The organism is Pedobacter sp. 01N310 (assembly GCF_056399805.1).
In genome coordinates, this window is the sequence record NZ_JBFTSB010000001.1 from 330,949 (window position 1) to 348,492 (window position 17,544).

13 protein-coding genes are annotated in these 17,544 nt (G+C 38.8%); 9 read left to right on the top strand and 4 right to left on the bottom strand.

The window, feature by feature from the left end:
• Nucleotides 1-50 precede the first annotated feature (50 nt).
• The 4 genes from AC1DNH_RS01170 (at nt 51) to AC1DNH_RS01185 (ending at nt 3,157) form a co-directional block, all read left to right on the top strand.
• A complete protein-coding gene (locus AC1DNH_RS01170) occupies nt 51-1,139 on the top strand; it encodes a PQQ-dependent sugar dehydrogenase (protein ID WP_477583339.1) in 1,089 nt (362 codons plus the stop codon).
• Nucleotides 1,140-1,436: 297 nt separating this feature from the next.
• A complete protein-coding gene (locus tag AC1DNH_RS01175; protein WP_477583340.1) occupies nt 1,437-2,138 on the top strand; it encodes a CoA transferase subunit A in 702 nt (233 codons plus the stop codon).
• Nucleotides 2,138-2,494, top strand: a complete 357-nt coding sequence (locus AC1DNH_RS01180; RefSeq protein WP_477583342.1) for a DUF4260 domain-containing protein — start codon at nt 2,138-2,140, stop codon at nt 2,492-2,494. The genes AC1DNH_RS01175 and AC1DNH_RS01180 overlap by 1 nt, the downstream gene beginning before the upstream one ends.
• Nucleotides 2,495-3,157: a CoA transferase subunit B gene (locus AC1DNH_RS01185; RefSeq protein WP_477583344.1), complete on the top strand. Its 663-nt coding sequence runs from the start codon at nt 2,495-2,497 to the stop codon at nt 3,155-3,157.
• 259 nt (nt 3,158-3,416) lie between these two features.
• Here AC1DNH_RS01185 and AC1DNH_RS01190 read toward each other — a convergent pair whose 3' ends face one another.
• Together AC1DNH_RS01190 and AC1DNH_RS01195 are read right to left on the bottom strand one after the other, a co-directional pair.
• Nucleotides 3,417-4,067 carry a uridine kinase family protein gene (locus AC1DNH_RS01190; protein ID WP_477625086.1) on the bottom strand — a complete coding sequence of 217 codons (651 nt, stop codon included), beginning with the start codon at nt 4,065-4,067 and terminating at the stop codon, nt 3,417-3,419.
• Nucleotides 4,064-5,608 carry a muramidase family protein gene (locus AC1DNH_RS01195; RefSeq protein WP_477625087.1) on the bottom strand — a complete coding sequence of 515 codons (1,545 nt, stop codon included), beginning with the start codon at nt 5,606-5,608 and terminating at the stop codon, nt 4,064-4,066. The genes AC1DNH_RS01190 and AC1DNH_RS01195 overlap by 4 nt, the downstream gene beginning before the upstream one ends.
• A 282-nt stretch (nt 5,609-5,890) precedes the next feature.
• On the opposite strand from AC1DNH_RS01195, the gene AC1DNH_RS01200 reads away from it, so the two are divergent.
• The 4 genes from AC1DNH_RS01200 (at nt 5,891) to AC1DNH_RS01215 (ending at nt 13,122) form a co-directional block, all read left to right on the top strand.
• Entirely contained in the window at nt 5,891-6,370 is a 480-nt protein-coding gene (locus AC1DNH_RS01200; protein WP_477585309.1) for a Dps family protein, read from the top strand.
• 104 nt (nt 6,371-6,474) lie between these two features.
• Entirely contained in the window at nt 6,475-8,310 is a 1,836-nt protein-coding gene (locus AC1DNH_RS01205; RefSeq protein ID WP_477585308.1) for a UbiD family decarboxylase, read from the top strand.
• Nucleotides 8,311-8,690: 380 nt separating this feature from the next.
• Nucleotides 8,691-11,699: a SusC/RagA family TonB-linked outer membrane protein gene (locus tag AC1DNH_RS01210; RefSeq protein WP_477584326.1), complete on the top strand. Its 3,009-nt coding sequence runs from the start codon at nt 8,691-8,693 to the stop codon at nt 11,697-11,699.
• Between the two features lie 25 nt (nt 11,700-11,724).
• Nucleotides 11,725-13,122 carry a SusD/RagB family nutrient-binding outer membrane lipoprotein gene (locus tag AC1DNH_RS01215; protein WP_477584324.1) on the top strand — a complete coding sequence of 466 codons (1,398 nt, stop codon included), beginning with the start codon at nt 11,725-11,727 and terminating at the stop codon, nt 13,120-13,122.
• Between the two features lie 135 nt (nt 13,123-13,257).
• Here the strand turns inward: AC1DNH_RS01215 and AC1DNH_RS01220 are convergent, their stop codons facing one another.
• A complete protein-coding gene (locus AC1DNH_RS01220) occupies nt 13,258-14,787 on the bottom strand; it encodes an OmpP1/FadL family transporter (RefSeq protein ID WP_477585632.1) in 1,530 nt (509 codons plus the stop codon).
• Between the two features lie 20 nt (nt 14,788-14,807).
• Nucleotides 14,808-15,818, bottom strand: coding sequence for a hypothetical protein (locus AC1DNH_RS01225; RefSeq protein WP_477610272.1), 1,011 nt, complete (start codon nt 15,816-15,818; stop codon nt 14,808-14,810).
• Nucleotides 15,819-16,016: 198 nt separating this feature from the next.
• Between AC1DNH_RS01225 and proS the strand changes: the two genes are divergently transcribed.
• Complete coding sequence (proS, locus tag AC1DNH_RS01230; RefSeq protein ID WP_230150509.1) at nt 16,017-17,489, top strand: proline--tRNA ligase; 1,473 nt, start codon at nt 16,017-16,019, stop codon at nt 17,487-17,489.
• Nucleotides 17,490-17,544 lie beyond the last annotated feature (55 nt).

A 17,544-nucleotide genomic window follows, 5' to 3' on the forward strand; every position in this document is an offset into this window, starting at 1 on the left:
ACAATAAAACTTTATAGCCGTAACGTTGTTATTTCTAAAACGTTACGGTTATGAGGGCAATACTACTCTGTTTATTTGTAATGCTATTCGTTACAAATTGCAAAAAGAATGGTGATGATAACGACGATCCAGGTACTTTACCTGATGTAGAATTAAAATCAAAAGTAGTTGTATCCGGATTGAGCTTTCCCTGGGAAATGGTGTATGGACCTGATAATTTCATTTGGTTTACCGAAAAAGCAGGTAAAATTAGTCGTTTAAATCCTGCCAATGGACAAGTAACACCTTTACTTACCATAACCGAAGTACGTACCAATGGAGAAGGTGGCTTGCTTGGAATGACACTCCATCCCGATTTTACCAGTAACCCTTACGTTTATGTAATTTATGGCTATGGTAGTACCTATAAAGCTAAAGTTGTACGTTATACTTACGGCGGAGGAAATTTAACGAGTCCGCAGGTTTTATTGGATCAGATTCCTGCGGCTTCAATCCATAATGGTTCGCGTTTGCTGATCAGTGGCGGTAAACTATTTATCAGTACCGGCGACGCTGCTGATACTGGCAATCCTCAAAATGTTAATTCTTTAGCGGGTAAAATTTTAAGGATAAATTTAGATGGATCAATTCCTGCTGATAATCCTTATCCAAATAACCCGGTTTGGTCTTTAGGGCATCGAAATGCACAAGGATTAACCCAGGTGGGCAATAAAATTTTTTCTTCAGAGCATGGTCCGGATTCTGATGATGAGATTAATATTATCGAAAAGGGAAGAAACTACGGATGGCCAAATATTAAAGGTTTTTGTAATGAAAGTGGAGAACAATCGTTTTGCAGTTCGAACAATGTGGTAGAGCCATTAATCAATTGGACACCAACCATTGCGCCTAGTGGTTTAGCTTATTACAATTCAGATTATATTCCGCAATTTAAAAATTCGTTGCTGCTGGCTGTATTAAAAGGAACTAAATTGATGCAGCTTAAATTAGATGATGCTCAAACAAAAATTACAGGAACGAAAGATTTTTATGTAAACACTTATGGTAGGATAAGGGCTGTTTGCCAATCGCCAGAAGGGAAAATTTATATCTGTACCAGTAATGGAAGCGATGATAAAATTGTAGAAATTGCGAAGTAGATTAATTATTTTTTCCGTCCGGGGCACTTTTTACAGCGTTTACCTTTTTTGAATTTCTCACAACATTTTTTGTGCTCAGCCGTACAGCTGAAAATAAAACCCATGCCTTTTTGAAATTCAGGATCGGTGGGTAATATGAATAGACTTTCTTCTCTCTCGTAAATCATTGCAGCACAAAGGTAATAGTTATTTAGATTAATTCCAATTAATTAATATTCCTGGAAGATTTAAAAATTATAAATGCTACATTTTTGAAGGCAATTTGTAATTTAGCAAACTAACCAAAAAATTCATAAGATGATAAATAAAGTGGTATCTGGAGCTGAAGAGGCTATCAAAGATATATCAGATGGTGCTACCCTTATGCTTGGCGGTTTCGGGCTTTGCGGTATTCCAGAAAATTGCATTAATGCTTTGGTAAACAAACAGGTGAAAAATTTAACCTGCATCTCTAATAATGCTGGTGTTGATGATTTTGGTATTGGTTTAATGCTGAAACAACGCCAGGTTAAAAAAATGATTTCTTCGTATGTAGGTGAAAATGCCGAATTTGAAAGGCAATTGCTGAGTGGCGAACTTGAAGTAGATCTTATTCCGCAAGGTACCTTAGCTACGCGTTGCCTGGCTGCCGGATATGGTATGCCGGCAATTTTTACGCCTGCGGGCGTGGGCACCGAAGTGGCAGAAGGCAAAGAAGTGCGCAATTTTGATGGTAAGGATTATTTAATGGAATATGCCTTTGATGCTGATTTCGCTATTGTTAAAGCTTGGAAAGGTGATACCGCTGGGAATTTGATCTTCAGGTCTACCAGCCGCAACTTTAATCCTATAATGGCTATGGCAGGTAAAGTAACCATTGCCGAGGTAGAAGAATTGGTAGAAGCTGGTGAATTAGATCCAGATTATATCCATACGCCTGGTATTTATGTTCATCGGATTTTTCAAGGGAAAGATTATGAGAAAAGAATCGAGCAACGAACCGTAAGAACAAAATCGTAATGAAGAAAATAATTGCAATCGAAGAAATGGCCATGTTTCTATTGGCAATATTTGCCTTTTCTAAATTGTCATTTCATTGGTGGATATTTCCAGTATTGCTGCTTGTACCAGATTTAAGCATGCTGGGTTATCTGGCAGGCCCAAAAGTTGGTGCATGGCTTTATAACATAGTTCACCATAAAGCGATAGCAATATTAATTTTCTTGATCGGATTTTATTATCATTTACCCATATTGCAGTTATCGGGCATTATGTTATTTGCCCATTCTTGCATGGATAGGGCGCTAGGTTATGGGTTGAAATATAGCGATGCATTTAATCACACACATTTAGGTTTAATAGGAAAAAATAAATAAATGGCATTTTCAAAAGAAGAAATCGCACAGCGTATTGCTAAAGAAATAAAAGACGGATATTATGTTAACCTTGGTATTGGCATACCTACTTTGGTTGCCAATTATATTCCAAAGGGAATTAACGTAGTGTTACAGTCTGAAAACGGCTTATTGGGTATGGGGCCATTTCCTTTCGAAGGAGAGGAAGATGCCGATTTAATTAACGCAGGGAAACAGACCATTACTACCTTGCCAGGATCGTCTATTTTTGATTCGGCCATGAGTTTTGGGATGATCCGTGCGCAAAAAGTAGATCTGACTATTCTGGGAGCCATGGAGGTGTCAGAAAATGGAGATATTGCTAACTGGAAAATCCCCGGTAAAATGGTTAAGGGAATGGGCGGAGCTATGGATTTGGTAGCATCAGCCAAAAATATCGTTGTAGCGATGCAGCACATCAATAAAGCCGGAGAAAGTAAATTATTACCTAAATGTACTTTGCCTTTAACCGGTGTAAAATGCATTAAAAAAATTGTAACTGAATTGGCGGTTTTGGATATTTTACCTGAAGGTGGTTTTAAACTTTTGGAGCGTGCACCAGGCGTAAGTATCGAATTTATACAACAATCTACAGCTGGAAGACTGGTAGTAGAAGGAGAGATTCCTGAAATGAGATTGGATTAAATTGGTGGTTTGTGAGGACACAAACCACGGCGGTGGTGATGGTTGATTCTAAAGAACGATCGTCATTTCCGCGCAGGCGGGAATCTTAATGCACCCTGTTAACCCTATCAAGGCATTACGATTATTCATAAGTTTTCATGTTTTCAAAGGCATTCATGAGCACTTCGTGGTTCCCAATCAGGTTGGGAATGACGATTCCTCGCAAAAAAAAAGAAGTCAAGTTTTTAAAAACTTGACTTCTTTCATATTGGATATATTTTTACTGTATATCTACTAAAATACTGTTTCTTAAATCGTTAGAGATATCTTCGGTGATACCGATAATTTCTTCAGGTTCATTGGTGTTATTCATTATTACCTTATTACATTGTTCGCGATACGGCAATAAATATTCTTTATAGGCTGGCACTACATGGTTGTGCCATTTGTACAATACATCATCTTCAGGGTAACCACGTTCCAAGCCATCGCGTTTTATACGGCGATCTAAAGCTACCTGTTCATCTGCATCAACAAAGATGGTATGATCCAGCAGTGCGGCAATTTCTTTAAAGTGGAGAATAAAAAGACCTTCTACAATAATGATTGGTGCCGATTTAATCTCCAAAATTTTAACAACGGCGAGTGGGTTATTGAAGTTGTATTCTTTTTTATAAACAACCTCGCCAGTCATTAACTGCTTAATGTCTCTTAAAAACTGTTCGCTATCAATGGTAGAAGGGAGGTCGAAGTTGTATAACTTGTTTTCTTCCTGCGTCATCTCGCCCGCTGGGATATAATAGTCATCTTGCGATACGAGTGTTACTTCATCCTGTTTAAAATGGTGAAGAAAACAGTTTAAGAAAAATGTTTTACCAGATCCGCTACCACCGGCAATACCAATTATAAATGGCTTTTTGTTTAAACTCATTGAGCACTATATGTTAAATTGCAGAAAAAACGTTTGTCTAAAGCGCCCAATGAATCGGCTACAGCTTTAGTCATTACAATTATAACATCTTTTGTGGATTCGTTCTCCGTAAATTTACCAACAACTTTGGCAAAGGTAGTGCGGTTGGTCATTGGGTTGGTAATCTTAATTACCCTGCCCACAGGTGCGGTACGGTGTAAAACCAACATTTTTGTTCCGTCCAGGTCCTGATCTGCAATCCAAACTGCGGTTCCTTTTTCTTCGATCTGACTTAAACCATATACGCTCGGGTCGCGGCGAAGTTTAGGGTCTTTAACCATGGTGCTATCTGGTTCGTTTTCCTGCTCTTCTTTCGATAAATCATTAACCGATTTAGGTTGTGGCGGTTTAGGAATAATCAGTTTCTGATCAACTTTAATTGCGTTGTCTTCCAGTTTATTTGCTGTTCTGATCTGATAAGCCGTTAAATTGTATTTTTTAGCAATGGTAAAAATGTTTTCTCCAGTAGCAACGGTATGAATAAAACTTTCTTCTTTAGTTGCTTGTGCTTCTTTAACTTTTGCTTCTACCTCTTTAACTTTTGCTTCAGCTTGTTTTTCTTTCGGAACCTGAACATCTGTAATAATCCCTCCCGGTACTTTTAAAACCTGTCCAATGGTAATGGCGTTATCAGGCAAATCGTTCAGTTTTCTAATCTGGTAAGCGGTAATGCCGTATTGTTTAGCGATGGTGAAAATAGTTTCGTTCCTTAAAACAGTATGTGTGCCGGCCGCATCTGTAGATTTGTTCTCCTGAACAGGTTTTTCTTCAGCAGCAGATACTACTTTGTTCTCATCAATGTTTTTAGTTGCCGGAATTTTAAGTTTCTGACCGATACGCAAGTTATTTCCTGAAAGATTGTTGGCTTTTTTTACTTCTTCAACAGTAGTGCCGTATTTCTCGGCTATTTTGCCTAAAAACTCCTTAGGCGCAACAGTATGCTCGATCATGGTTTGATCAGCAGATGATGCATTGGCTTGAAGCGTTTCTGTATTGTTTTTCGCTGGTGGCGTTACCGGAGGAGCTGTTGCAGTTTGTTCTCCATTTTTAGCAGGGATTTTTAAAACCTGACCGATACTTAAATTGCTGCTGCTAAGATTGTTTAAAGCTTTAATCTCATTAATGGTTGTGCCATATTTTTCGGCGAGCATGTTTAAGTTTTCTTTTGGCTTGATGGTATGCTCTATTATATTGCCAGTAGAAGCGCTTTGATTTTGTGTGCTGTTAACTGATCCTGTTACGGTAAAAGGAATATTTGTTGGTACTTTAATGATTACCCCAACCTGAAGATATTTATTGTCATTAAAGGCCATAATCTCTTTAGGAGAAACATTATACCTTCTTCCTATTGAATAATAAGTGTCTTTTGCTACAGTTTGATGAACGATCAGTTTTTTGCCTTTATTATTTTCTACACCGATAGAGTCTCTTGCTGTGTTGGCTTTGGCATTTGCAATGTTTAAGGCAAATAACACTACAGCAGATAAATATATTTTATGCATTTATTTTATGTAAATTTCTAAGTCAAAGGGAGCAATTATACGAATAATATTGTTAACCAGTCTATGTTCAGCTATTCGTTTTTAAGTAAAAATAAGATGACTTTAATAGCTTAATATCGATATGCCATTCATTAACAAATGTTTGTAAAATTGTTGTTCCCTATAATATTGAATATTAAACGATCTAATAAATAACGTATTGTTCAAAAGACAAAATTGAGCAAAACTTTTATAAATTTGGGTTGTTACGTAGACATCAAAAACATCATAAATAATAAAAAAATGGACGCTAAAGAAATAAGCTTAAACGAAAAAGAAGTTAAACCAGTTGTAGATCTTTTAAACGATTATTTGGCTAATTATCATATTCATTATCAAAAACTAAGAGGTTGCCACTGGAATATTAAAGGTCAGAACTTTTTTACTTTACATGTTAAGTTTGAAGAATTATATACCAATGCACAATTAACTATTGATGAGATAGCCGAGCGTGTATTAACCTTGGGTAAAGCACCGCATAGCCGTTTTGCCGATTATATAAAAGAATCTCAAATTAAAGAAATTGATACCATTGGCCTTAAAGATCTTGATATGGTTGATGCCATCTTAGATGATATGGCTGCATTGATCGAATTGGAAAGAGGACTTTTAGAAGCTACAGATGCGGCCGGAGACGATGGTTCTAACGATATGGTTAACCGTTTTATGCAGTTTAAAGAGAAAAATACCTGGATGTTGCGCTCTTTCGCAGGAAAGAAATAATATAATTTAGGTGGTTAAAAGCCTTATGTAAGTAGCTTTATTGTAAAATCTGCTTATATGAGGCTTTTTTGTTTCGGAGAAAATCTAATTATTTATCTTTGGGCATGGCATACAAAAGTTTAGCAGAATGTGTATCCGATCTCGAAAAGCACGGTCATTTAATCAGAATAAAAGAAGAAGTAGATCCCTATTTAGAAATGGCAGCCATCCATTTAAGGGTTTACGAAAATAAAGGACCAGCAATACTATTCGAAAAAGTTAAGGGAAGTCCTTTTCCTGCTGTTTCAAACTTGTTTGGTACATTAGAGCGATCGAAATTTATTTTTAGAGATACTTTACCAAAAGTACAACAGCTGGTATCGTTAAGGAATGATCCGATAAAAGCATTAAAAAATCCATTTAAATATGCGGGTTCAGCAATGTCGGCTTTATCGGCCTTGCCACTTAAAACACCTTCTGCAAAAAGCAAATTTTTAAAAACAAGTATTGGTCAGTTACCACAAATTGTAAACTGGCCTATGGACGGTGGCCCTTTTGTTACCATGCCGCAGGTTTATACTGAAGATATAGATAAACCAGGCGTTTTAAATGCAAATTTAGGCATGTATCGCATCCAATTGGGTGGGAACGATTATATCCAGGATCAGGAGATCGGGTTGCACTATCAGATCCATAGGGGGATTGGCGTACATCAGTCTAAAGCCAATGCACTAGGCCAACCCTTAAAAGTGAGCATTTTTGTTGGCGGACCTCCATCACATCCTTTAGCAGCAGTGATGCCTTTACCGGAAGGATTATCGGAAATGACATTTGCAGGTGCATTGGGCGATAGGCGTTTCCGTTATTTTTATGATGATGAAGGTTTTTGCATTTCTGCAGATGCCGATTTTATTATTACCGGAACGGTTTACCCAAATGAAAATAAGCCAGAAGGGCCTTTTGGCGATCATTTGGGGTATTACAGTTTAACGCATCCTTTTCCTTTGATGAAAGTGCACAACGTATATCATAAAAAGGATGCCATTTGGTCGTTTACGGTTGTTGGTCGTCCGCCACAGGAGGATACCAGTTTCGGGGCTTTGATCCATGAAATTACAGGCTCGGCCATACCACAGGAAATACATGGTTTAAAAGAAGTTCATGCGGTTGATGCGGCTGGCGTTCACCCTTTGCTCTTTGCCATCGGCAGTGAGCGTTATACCCCATATTTAAAAGCGCGCAGGCCTCAGGAAATATTAACCATAGCGAACCATATACTGGGAAAAAACCAATTGAGTCTGGCTAAATACCTGTTTATTGCAGCCAAAGAAGATGATCAGCATTTAAGTACGCACCATATTGAAGCATTTCTTACCCATATTTTAGAACGGATCGATTTAACGAGGGATGTTCATTTTTATACCAATACTACAATTGATACACTTGATTATAGCGGTGATGGACTAAACAGCGGATCGAAGGCAGTAATTGCTGCAGCAGGAGATAAGCAGCGTGAACTTTGGAATAAGATTCCTGAAGGACTGAAATTGTGCGATGGATTTTATCTGCCGAAAATAGCCATTCCAGGGGTTTTGGTTTTAGAAAGCAACAAATATTTAAATCCCGAGAAAACAGCTGCTGAAATTGCTTTATTGAATATGGCCATGATGGATCAGGATTTATCAGGCTTACCTTTAATTATATTGGCTGATGATGCAGAATTTACGGCTGCCAATATTGAGAACTTGGTTTGGGTAGCTTTTACAAGGAGCAACCCGGCAGCTGATATTTATGGTATTAACGATTTTACCATTAATAAACATTGGGGCTGTAAAGGTTCGTTGATTATTGACGCAAGGAAAAAGCTCCACCACGCACCTGAATTGATCAAAGATGAGGCTGTGGAAAAAAAGCTGGATGTTTTGGCTCAAGAGGGTGGAAGCCTGTATGGAATAATTTAGTTGAATAATTAAAATAAAAAATTGTTTCTTAAGCATACATAGGCCATGCTTTCAACTTCTGGGCTAATTACTTTTTTATGGGTGCTACTTGTACCTGCAATCGCTTAGTTTAACCAACCCAAACCGGTGCTGAAAATCTGATTAGTGCGGACAAACAATCAGTTGGCGGGCGGAAAGCCTAAACATCCAACAAATTACTTCAATATCTGCTCCGCGGTTCAAAATTTTGTTTGATCGGTTAAACAAATCACAGTTTATTAACGTATTTACAACGATTGTAACATTTGCGTTAATTTTTGGGCAATACGTGTTAAAATCATCGTTCTATCTGGCTTCTTATAAACCTAATTTTGGTCATATTACTAACTAAACTGAATACAATGACCAGATTAAAGATTACTTTGTTCATTTTGACCATGCTCTGTTGCATACAGATTTATGGTCAAACGTCGCTGATTGGTGGCAAGATTACAGATGCGTCGGGGCTGCCAATCCCAGGCATATCGGTAAAAGTTAAAGGAACCGCTATTGGCACCTCTTCCGATGCGAAAGGGGTTTTTTCAATTAAAAGTGCAAATCCAGCTACACTGGTTTTTAGTGGAATTGGTTATACAACCAAAGAATTTGCTTATAGCGGGCAAAGCAACATAACCATAACATTAAGTGAAGACCAGCAAAGCCTGAATGAGATTGTAGTAACTGCATTAGGTGTAAAGCGGGAAAAACGTAACCTCACCTATAGTTCTCAAGAGGTAAAAGGCGAGCAATTGACCCAGACAAAAGAGCCTAACCTGGTAAATGCATTGGCAGGTAAAGTTTCTGGTGTGCAAATTACAAGTTCGTCGGGCACTCCAGGGAGTTCATCGCGTATTGTAATTAGGGGTGCTAATTCTCTTTATGGCAACAATGAAGCTTTGATGGTAATCGATGGTATTCCGGTTAACAATGATGAAACCGGTAACCTCAACTCGGGTCCCGGTACCAACCGAATTGCCGATCTTGATCCTAATATTATTGAAAGCATTAATGTGTTAAAAGGTGGTGCAGCAACAGCGCTATATGGATCTGATGGTGCAAAAGGAGTAATTATTATCACTACAAAAGCAGGCAGCCTGAATAAAAAGCCTGGTATTAGTTTTTCTTCTTCTTTTTCAATGGAGAAACCACTGTTGCCAGAAATTCAGAATAAATATTCACTTGGCTCAAATGGCGTATATTTTGATGGTGTGAACCAAAAAACGAGTACATCGTGGGGAGCAAGAATGGATACCTTAAAAATTAACGGCCAGCCTGCACAGGTATATGATCAGTCTGATTTATTCTTTAAAACCGGAAAAACATATACCAACACGGTAGCCGTAAACGGAGGTGGGGCTTACAACTCTTATTTTATATCGTATACCAATTTTGCTCAGGATGGAACGGTACCTACCACTTCTTTCGACCGAAATACTGTTTTTGGGAAATTCACCACGCAAATTATTAAAGATCTGAATGTTACGTTCTCTTTAAATTACGCCAATACCAAAAACCGTCGGTTACCTGAAGGTTATGCCTTGGAAAGTCCAGTGTGGACCATTTTTTCTGCCCCAGTTTCTTACAACCTGCAGCCTTCGGTAAACCCTGATGGAAGTCAGCGTTTATACCGTTTCTCGCGTAATAATCCTTACTGGGTATTAGATAATATCAGTAATACATCAGTTGTGAACCGTTTTCTACCGACATTTACAGCCGATTATAAACCCTTAAACTGGTTAACCATTACTGAGCGTTTTGGTGCCGATGTTTATGTTGAACAGGGCAAATATCATGAATCGTTACTCTCGGTTTCGAACCCTAATGGCCGGATTGTAAACAGAAATAGCAATTTCAGGCAATATAATAATGACCTGATCATCGGTGCCAACAAAAGTTTTGGCGATTTTACCATCGATGCACTATTGGGTAACAACATATTATCAACCTATAGTGAAATTGGCAATGCCAACGGACTAGGCATAACTGTTCCGGGATTTGGTAACATCGGATCTACATCAACCGTGCAATTTACAGAAACAAGTTATCTCTCCAGAAAAATAGGATTCTATTTACAGTCTAATATAGATTATAAAAAGTTTTTAATCCTCTCTCTTACAGGAAGATACGACGGAACTTCGGTACTGTCCAAAAACAACAGTTTTTATCCTTATGGCTCTGCTGCTACGAGTTTTATCTTTTCCAATTTCTTTTCGAAAGAACTTTCTGATGTCATGAGCTTCGGAAAATTAAGATTATCCTACAGCACAGTGGGGAATGCGAGCATTGGGCCATACAACCTCCTTACCCCATACGAATCACAGACGGTAAGAAACATTGCCTTTCCCTATCAGGGGCAGTCGGGCTTTTTGATCAGTCAAAACCTAAGCGATCCGAACTTAAAAAATGAGCGGATCAACGAATTTGAAATTGGTTTAGAAACAGGTTTCTTTAAAAACCGTTTAAGCCTGGAGGTTACCTATTTCTATAAAAAGACAAAAAACGGGATCATTCCCACCGTAGCACTGGCACCATCAAGCGGCTTTAACACTACCAGTGTAAATACAGCCTTAATGCGTAACAGGGGTGTCGAGCTGCTTTTAAATGCAAAACCCATAAAAACGGAGAATTTTAGCTGGGATTTGACCCTGAATTATAGCAGGATCAGAAATAAGGTCTTTTCGATTTACAAGGAACTGAAACAGGTTGGCAACGGGTTTACCACTGTTTTTCCAAACCAGCCATATGGGGTAATTTATGGTACCCGTTATGCCAGAAACAGTGAAGGGAAACTATTAATCGGTAATGATGGGTTACCATTTGCTGCAGACGAACAAGGCATAATCGGCGATATCAATCCGGATTGGATGGGCGGTATTGTTAATAATTTCAAGTATAAGCAGTTTACTTTGAGTTTCTCCTTTGACATGAAAAAGGGAGGCGATATTCAAAACAATGTTGATGGTTACGGATATTTCTATGGTACACCAAAAGTTACCGAAGACCGTGGTCCACGTATTGTTGAAGGTGTAAATGCGACTACAGGTTTGCCCAATACGGTGTCTGTTTCAGGACAAGCCTATTATCAACGAGCTAATGGTGTATTGGAATCCGTTATCCAAGATGGTACTTATGTAAAATTGAGAAATGTTAGCATGGGCTATAACCTAAAGCCAACATGGCTGCAAAAAACGCCTTTCAAAACTATTGGTTTGCAGGTTACGGGTAGAAATTTATGGATATATGCACCACACTTTACAGGTGGCGATCCAGAAGTAAGTTCTTTTGGTTCTTCAAACGGATCTCAAGGGATTTATTCCTTCTCAACCCCAACATCCCGCTCGGTAGATTTCAGTTTAAAATTAACATTATAGGCCCAATACATAAAAAAGAATCAACATGAAAAAGATATATTTCATTTTAAGTTTTGCATTTATGATGGCTTTTGCCGGGTGCAAAAAATACATAGATGTTAACTATGACCCCAACAGACCGATTGATGTTAAAGAATCGCTCATGTTACCACCTATACAAATGCTGATTTCGCAGAATATCAATGCATCAGGCGATGGGAATTTAAGTGTAGTGCTACAGCAATACCTACAGGTAATGGCACTGAACCAGGTAGCCCCAAATTTTGGTACTTATCAGATGTACAATATTGATATGGACGGCGATTGGAGCAACGTATACGTGCGCACGCTGAACAACCTAGGCCTCCTAAATGTAAAAGCAGCTGCAAACGGCAATTTTAATTATACTGCGATTTCTAAAATACTCACTGCGTATACTTTGGGCTACGCAACCGATGCATGGGGAGATATCCCCTATAGTCAGGCTTTCAAGGGAATTGATGTAGCCAATCCTACTTACGATACCCAGCAACAAATATATACCCAGATACAGCGCTTGTTAGATGATGGGATTATAGATATCGGTCGCAATGCCGGTTTGACACCTGGCAGTGACGATCTGATGTACTCAGGTGATATGACCAAATGGAAAAAACTCGCCTACACGTTAAAAGCACGTTATTACATGCACCTGAGTAAAGCGCCTGGAAATACAGCTTCTGCGCAGGCACAGCTGGCTTTGACTGCACTAACTAATGGTATGCAGAGCAACGATGATGATGCTAAAATTGCTTTCAGTGGTGCAGCAGGGGCCGAAAATCCATGGCAACAGAATTTTTTACCAGGTACTACATTTGTACTTGCCAACACCTTTGTTGATGCTTTTACTACCAGAAACGATCCAAGATTAAGCAAAATGGTTAAACCCGCCAAACAAACCGGTTTATATACTGGCCGGCAGATCGGTTTAGACGAAATTGGAAGTCTGGAGGCTTACTCAATCCCTGCCGATTTTTACGCGGGTGCCAATGCCAATAATTATCTGGTAAATTATACCGAGGCATTATTTATAAAAGCCGAAGCCACGCTGGTGATATCGGGTTTTGCAGCTGCACAACCTTTTTATCAGGATGGCATCAAACAGCACATGACTAAGGTAGGGGTGAGCACAACTGATATGGATACCTATATTGCTTCGCGGGGGACACTCAACAGTACAAATGCGCTCCGTTTAATTATGGAAGAAAAGTCGGTTGCAAACTTTCTTAATGCTGAAAATTATACAGATTGGCGCCGTACCGGATTCCCGGCTTTAACCAAAGTTAAAAATGCACTCTCTGAAATTCCAAGAAGGGTACTTTACCCAAATACCGAAATTACAGCAAACCCACAGCCGCAACAAAAGGCTAAAATTACCGATAGGTTATGGTGGGATGTTAATTAAATAAGTGCTGGTTAGTTGATCATGTTGAGGATACCCGATTGGGTATCCTTTTTTATGGTAAAATTTTATGGTAAAAAAAAGCGCCAATTCTCTAGTAGAAAACTGGCGCTTCTTAATTTGTAAGACAAGTTGTTACTAAAATCTTACCCCAAAGGTTAAGAATACGTTGTTTCTATTGCTTTTAACATCTGCAACAGGCTCGCTGTAATCATCTAATAAATACGGACTTGAACTGAAGTTTGTTTTGTAGTTCTGATACGCTAAATCGAAATAATAGTTATCTATGCGGTATCCAATTCCACCGGTGTAGTATTGACCCTGATAAAATTTATTGTCGCCACCTTTAACACCATTTCCGTTTACCCCGTAACCAGCTCTTAAGCTAATTTCGTTAGTCACTTTTACTTCTGCACCAACTCTGTAGTTAACCGCTTCTTTATAAGATTCTTTGATAAAAGCATTGTTGCTATTGATTGTTGAAAGATCAGAGCCATTAGAATCAGAAAAACGCATTGAGGCATAATCTACATAATCAACATCAGCTGAGATTAATGCTGTACCAGCAATTACATAGCTGATACCTGCAGATGCTTTTAACGGCGTGCGTAAGTTGTAACTGAAAGAATAGTATTGGGTAGGGTTATTTGATTTGTTTGGTGCTGTAGAAGCATTACCCGCAGTAGTTGCCTGTAAAGTCTCGCTGGTATTATCTTCAATATTCATCCAGGTTGGTGTTTGGAAATTCAAACCGATCCTTAATTCGTTTATCGGCCTGAAAATAGCACCCAATTTTAAATTAAAACCGCCGCCTTTAGTTTCCTGGTTTCTAAAGTGGGTAAGGTTGTAATTTTCGTTTCCGTTATATGTTGGTACAACGTCACCATCATTATATGAGTTAACAATGCCGGATTCCGTAAAAGTAGCATCGCTGGTGTATTTTACATTAACAAAACTTGCTGTTGCACCAATGTATACCTTATTGCCAAAATTAAGGGCACCTGCTACGTTAAATTCAGAAGTTGAACCTAAACGTGCCTCATCCCAGTTTTGTTTAAAATTTGCATTGTTATAAGGTTCTGCAGAAAATTGATTCGGAAAAGTGGGTGTGTTTTTATTAATTAAATAACTTTTGTAAGCATCGCCAGCCACGCTATTGTCGGTTCCGAAATTATTTGCTTGATCTACATATGAATCTCTTATGGAGCTGTTGGTATTGGTTCCATTATAACTGATGTTATTTAAAAAATCGTTATTTCTCGTATAGCTTAAGCCGAATACAGTACTTACCAATCCTTTATTTACATCAGCTCCCTTTATTCTTGCCGCTGGACTGTAAAATACAACGCCAATATTATTCAGATTAATCTGGTTTTTATCAGCTTTGGTATTATTGCCCAGGTATGCGCTATTGTTTGATACAGAATTAAATTCAGGGGTTAAACTAAACTCAGATTTGGTAAATAAACCCAATCCGGCGGGGTTTGCATTAATTGAACCAATATCACCTCCAACCCCAATTTGCGCACCGCCCATTCCCTTAAATCGAGCAGAACTACCATAATTGGTTTGAGAAAAGCGGAATGCATCAGGGGCGTAACTTTGGGCGTACGTTGTTCCTATAGCAGCTACTGTAGCTACTAGTGAAGCTAAAATATATTTTTTCATGTTGTGTGTTTAAATTTAAATTAACCTCTTCCTGCTCTTGATGGTCTTGAACCGCCACCACCGCCGCCGCCGGTTGAACCACCGCCACTATTTCCGCCGCCATTTGATGGTGGTGGTGAATAACTAGGTCTGCTTTCGGTTCTGGTAGGTGGAGTATAGGTTTCGTTTCTGGTAGGCCTGCTACTTTGTGTACCTTGAGGACTATAATTATCATTCCTTGTAGGTCTGCCAGCTTGCGAGCCCTGAGGTTGTGCATAGCTGCCATTACCTTGGTTTCTGCTTGGTCTTCCAGCATTAATATTTGGAGCATAACCTACACCATTTGGATTTGTAACACCAGATCTGCTCGGTCTGCCCACATTTCCGGCATTGCCGTTTCCATATCTTGGCGTGCCTCTATCGTCACTTCCAGGTCTTGGTCTGCTGTAACCTCTATTGGTATACACACCGCCACCATAGTATCCACCGCCGATACCCCAGCCTCCGCCGTAGTATCCACCGCCCCAACCATAACGGTCGTAATAAGAGTTAGGTCCCCAAGAGTTCCATCCATAAGGATTGTTCCATCCGTAGCCAAAATTACCGTAATAGAAGGGATTGCTCCAGATGCTGCCATAACCAAAGCTGCCGCCCCAGCCCCCTAAACCGTATCCGCTGTTCCAACCCAGGCCATAACCCAAGTAGTTTGAAGGGCCATAACTGCTTCCATAGTAATAATTGTCAAAATAAGGGTCGTAATAGCCTTGAAAGCTGTAACCATTATAAAAACGGTTTATTCTAGATGAGTAATCCATATCGTAATAAGGATTACTTGTTCCGTAATATTCATCATATTCCTCCTGTCCCTGAGCCTGATATTGCTGGCCTTGTCGGTTCTGAGGTTGAGGTGCTATTTCAACCTCCCTGGCTTTCGCCACAGAATTATAAACATCATCAGCTGGCTTAGTTTGAGCCAGTTTTGATGTAGAGCATGATGCCACCAACCCTGCGGCGGCAATCATAACAATGGGTAAAAATTTAATTGGTTTCATTGTGTTTATATTTAGTTGTGTGTGTTCACGAATTTAATAAACAAGTTTCAAAAGTAAAAATTATTAACTATTTATTTAGTCAAAAAATGATATAAAATAATTGATATTATTTTGTTAATCGTTTGTAGGCATAAATTTATAAATTTGCCGTTGGATTTTACACTTTTTAACATACAAATTACGTTCCAAATACATAAGATGAGCAAAGAAATTACAAGTAGAGAAGCAGATTATTCCCAGTGGTATAATGATATAGTATTAAAAGCAGATTTAGCAGAGCATTCTGCCGTGCGTGGTTGTATGGTTATAAAGCCAAATGGCTATGCTATATGGGAAAAAATGCAGGCTGTTTTAGATAAAATGTTTAAGGATACAGGCCATCAAAATGCCTATTTTCCATTATTCATTCCAAAGTCATTTTTCTCTAAGGAAGCTTCTCACGTTGAGGGCTTTGCGACAGAATGTGCGGTTGTAACACATTACCGGTTAAAGAATGACGGTAACGGAAATATTGTTGTAGATGAAACAGCTAAGTTAGAGGAGGAATTAATTGTTCGCCCTACATCCGAAACCATTATTTGGAATACTTATAAAGGATGGATCCAATCGTACCGTGATTTACCAATATTGATCAATCAATGGGCGAATGTGGTAAGATGGGAAATGCGTACCAGGTTATTTCTGCGTACAGCCGAATTTTTATGGCAGGAAGGACATACCGCACATGCTACAGCAGAAGAGGCGATTGAGGAAACAGAACGTATGTTACATATTTACGCCGATTTTGCCGAAAATTGGTTGGCAGTTCCGGTAATCAGAGGCCGTAAATCGCCGAATGAACGCTTTGCGGGTGCTTTAGATACTTATTGTATTGAGGCCTTAATGCAGGATGGCAAAGCTTTACAAGCAGGTACATCTCACTTTTTAGGCCAGAATTTTGCTAAAGCTTTTGATGTTAAGTTTACTGGTAAAGATGGGAAATTAGATCATGTATGGGCTACTTCATGGGGTGTTTCTACACGTTTAATGGGTGCTTTGATTATGGCACACAGTGATGATTCTGGATTGATTATTCCACCAAAATTAGCGCCAATACAAGTGGTAATTGTTCCGATTTATAAAGGTGATGAGGATCTGGCGAGAATTTCTTCATATGTTAATGAATTAACCATGCGTTTAAAAGGTTTAGGCGTTTCGGTGAAATATGATGACAGGGATACACAACGCCCTGGATTTAAGTTCGCTGATTATGAGTTGAAAGGTGTGCCAATCCGTATTGCTATTGGTGGCCGCGATTTAGAAAATAAAACAGTAGAAATTGCCCGTAGAGATACCAAGGTGAAACAAACTGTACCTCAGGAAGGATTGGATATTTACATCATCAAACTATTGGAAGATATTCAGCAAAGCATGTTCAACAAAGCTTTGGCTTATCGCGATGAGCATATTACAGCAGCCAATAGTTACGAAGAGTTTCAGGAATTGTTGGATACCAAAGCTGGTTTTATTTCAGCGCATTGGGATGGAACACCAGAAACTGAGCAAAAGATAAAAGAAGAAACAAAAGCAACCATTCGTTGTATTCCTTTAGATAATAAATTAGAAGATGGCGTTTGTATTTATTCAGGAAAACCATCCATCCAAAGGGTACTGTTTGCAAGAGCGTATTAATTAGATGTGAGACACTAGATTTTAGAAGTGAGATTTGAGATTGTATCTCGACTCA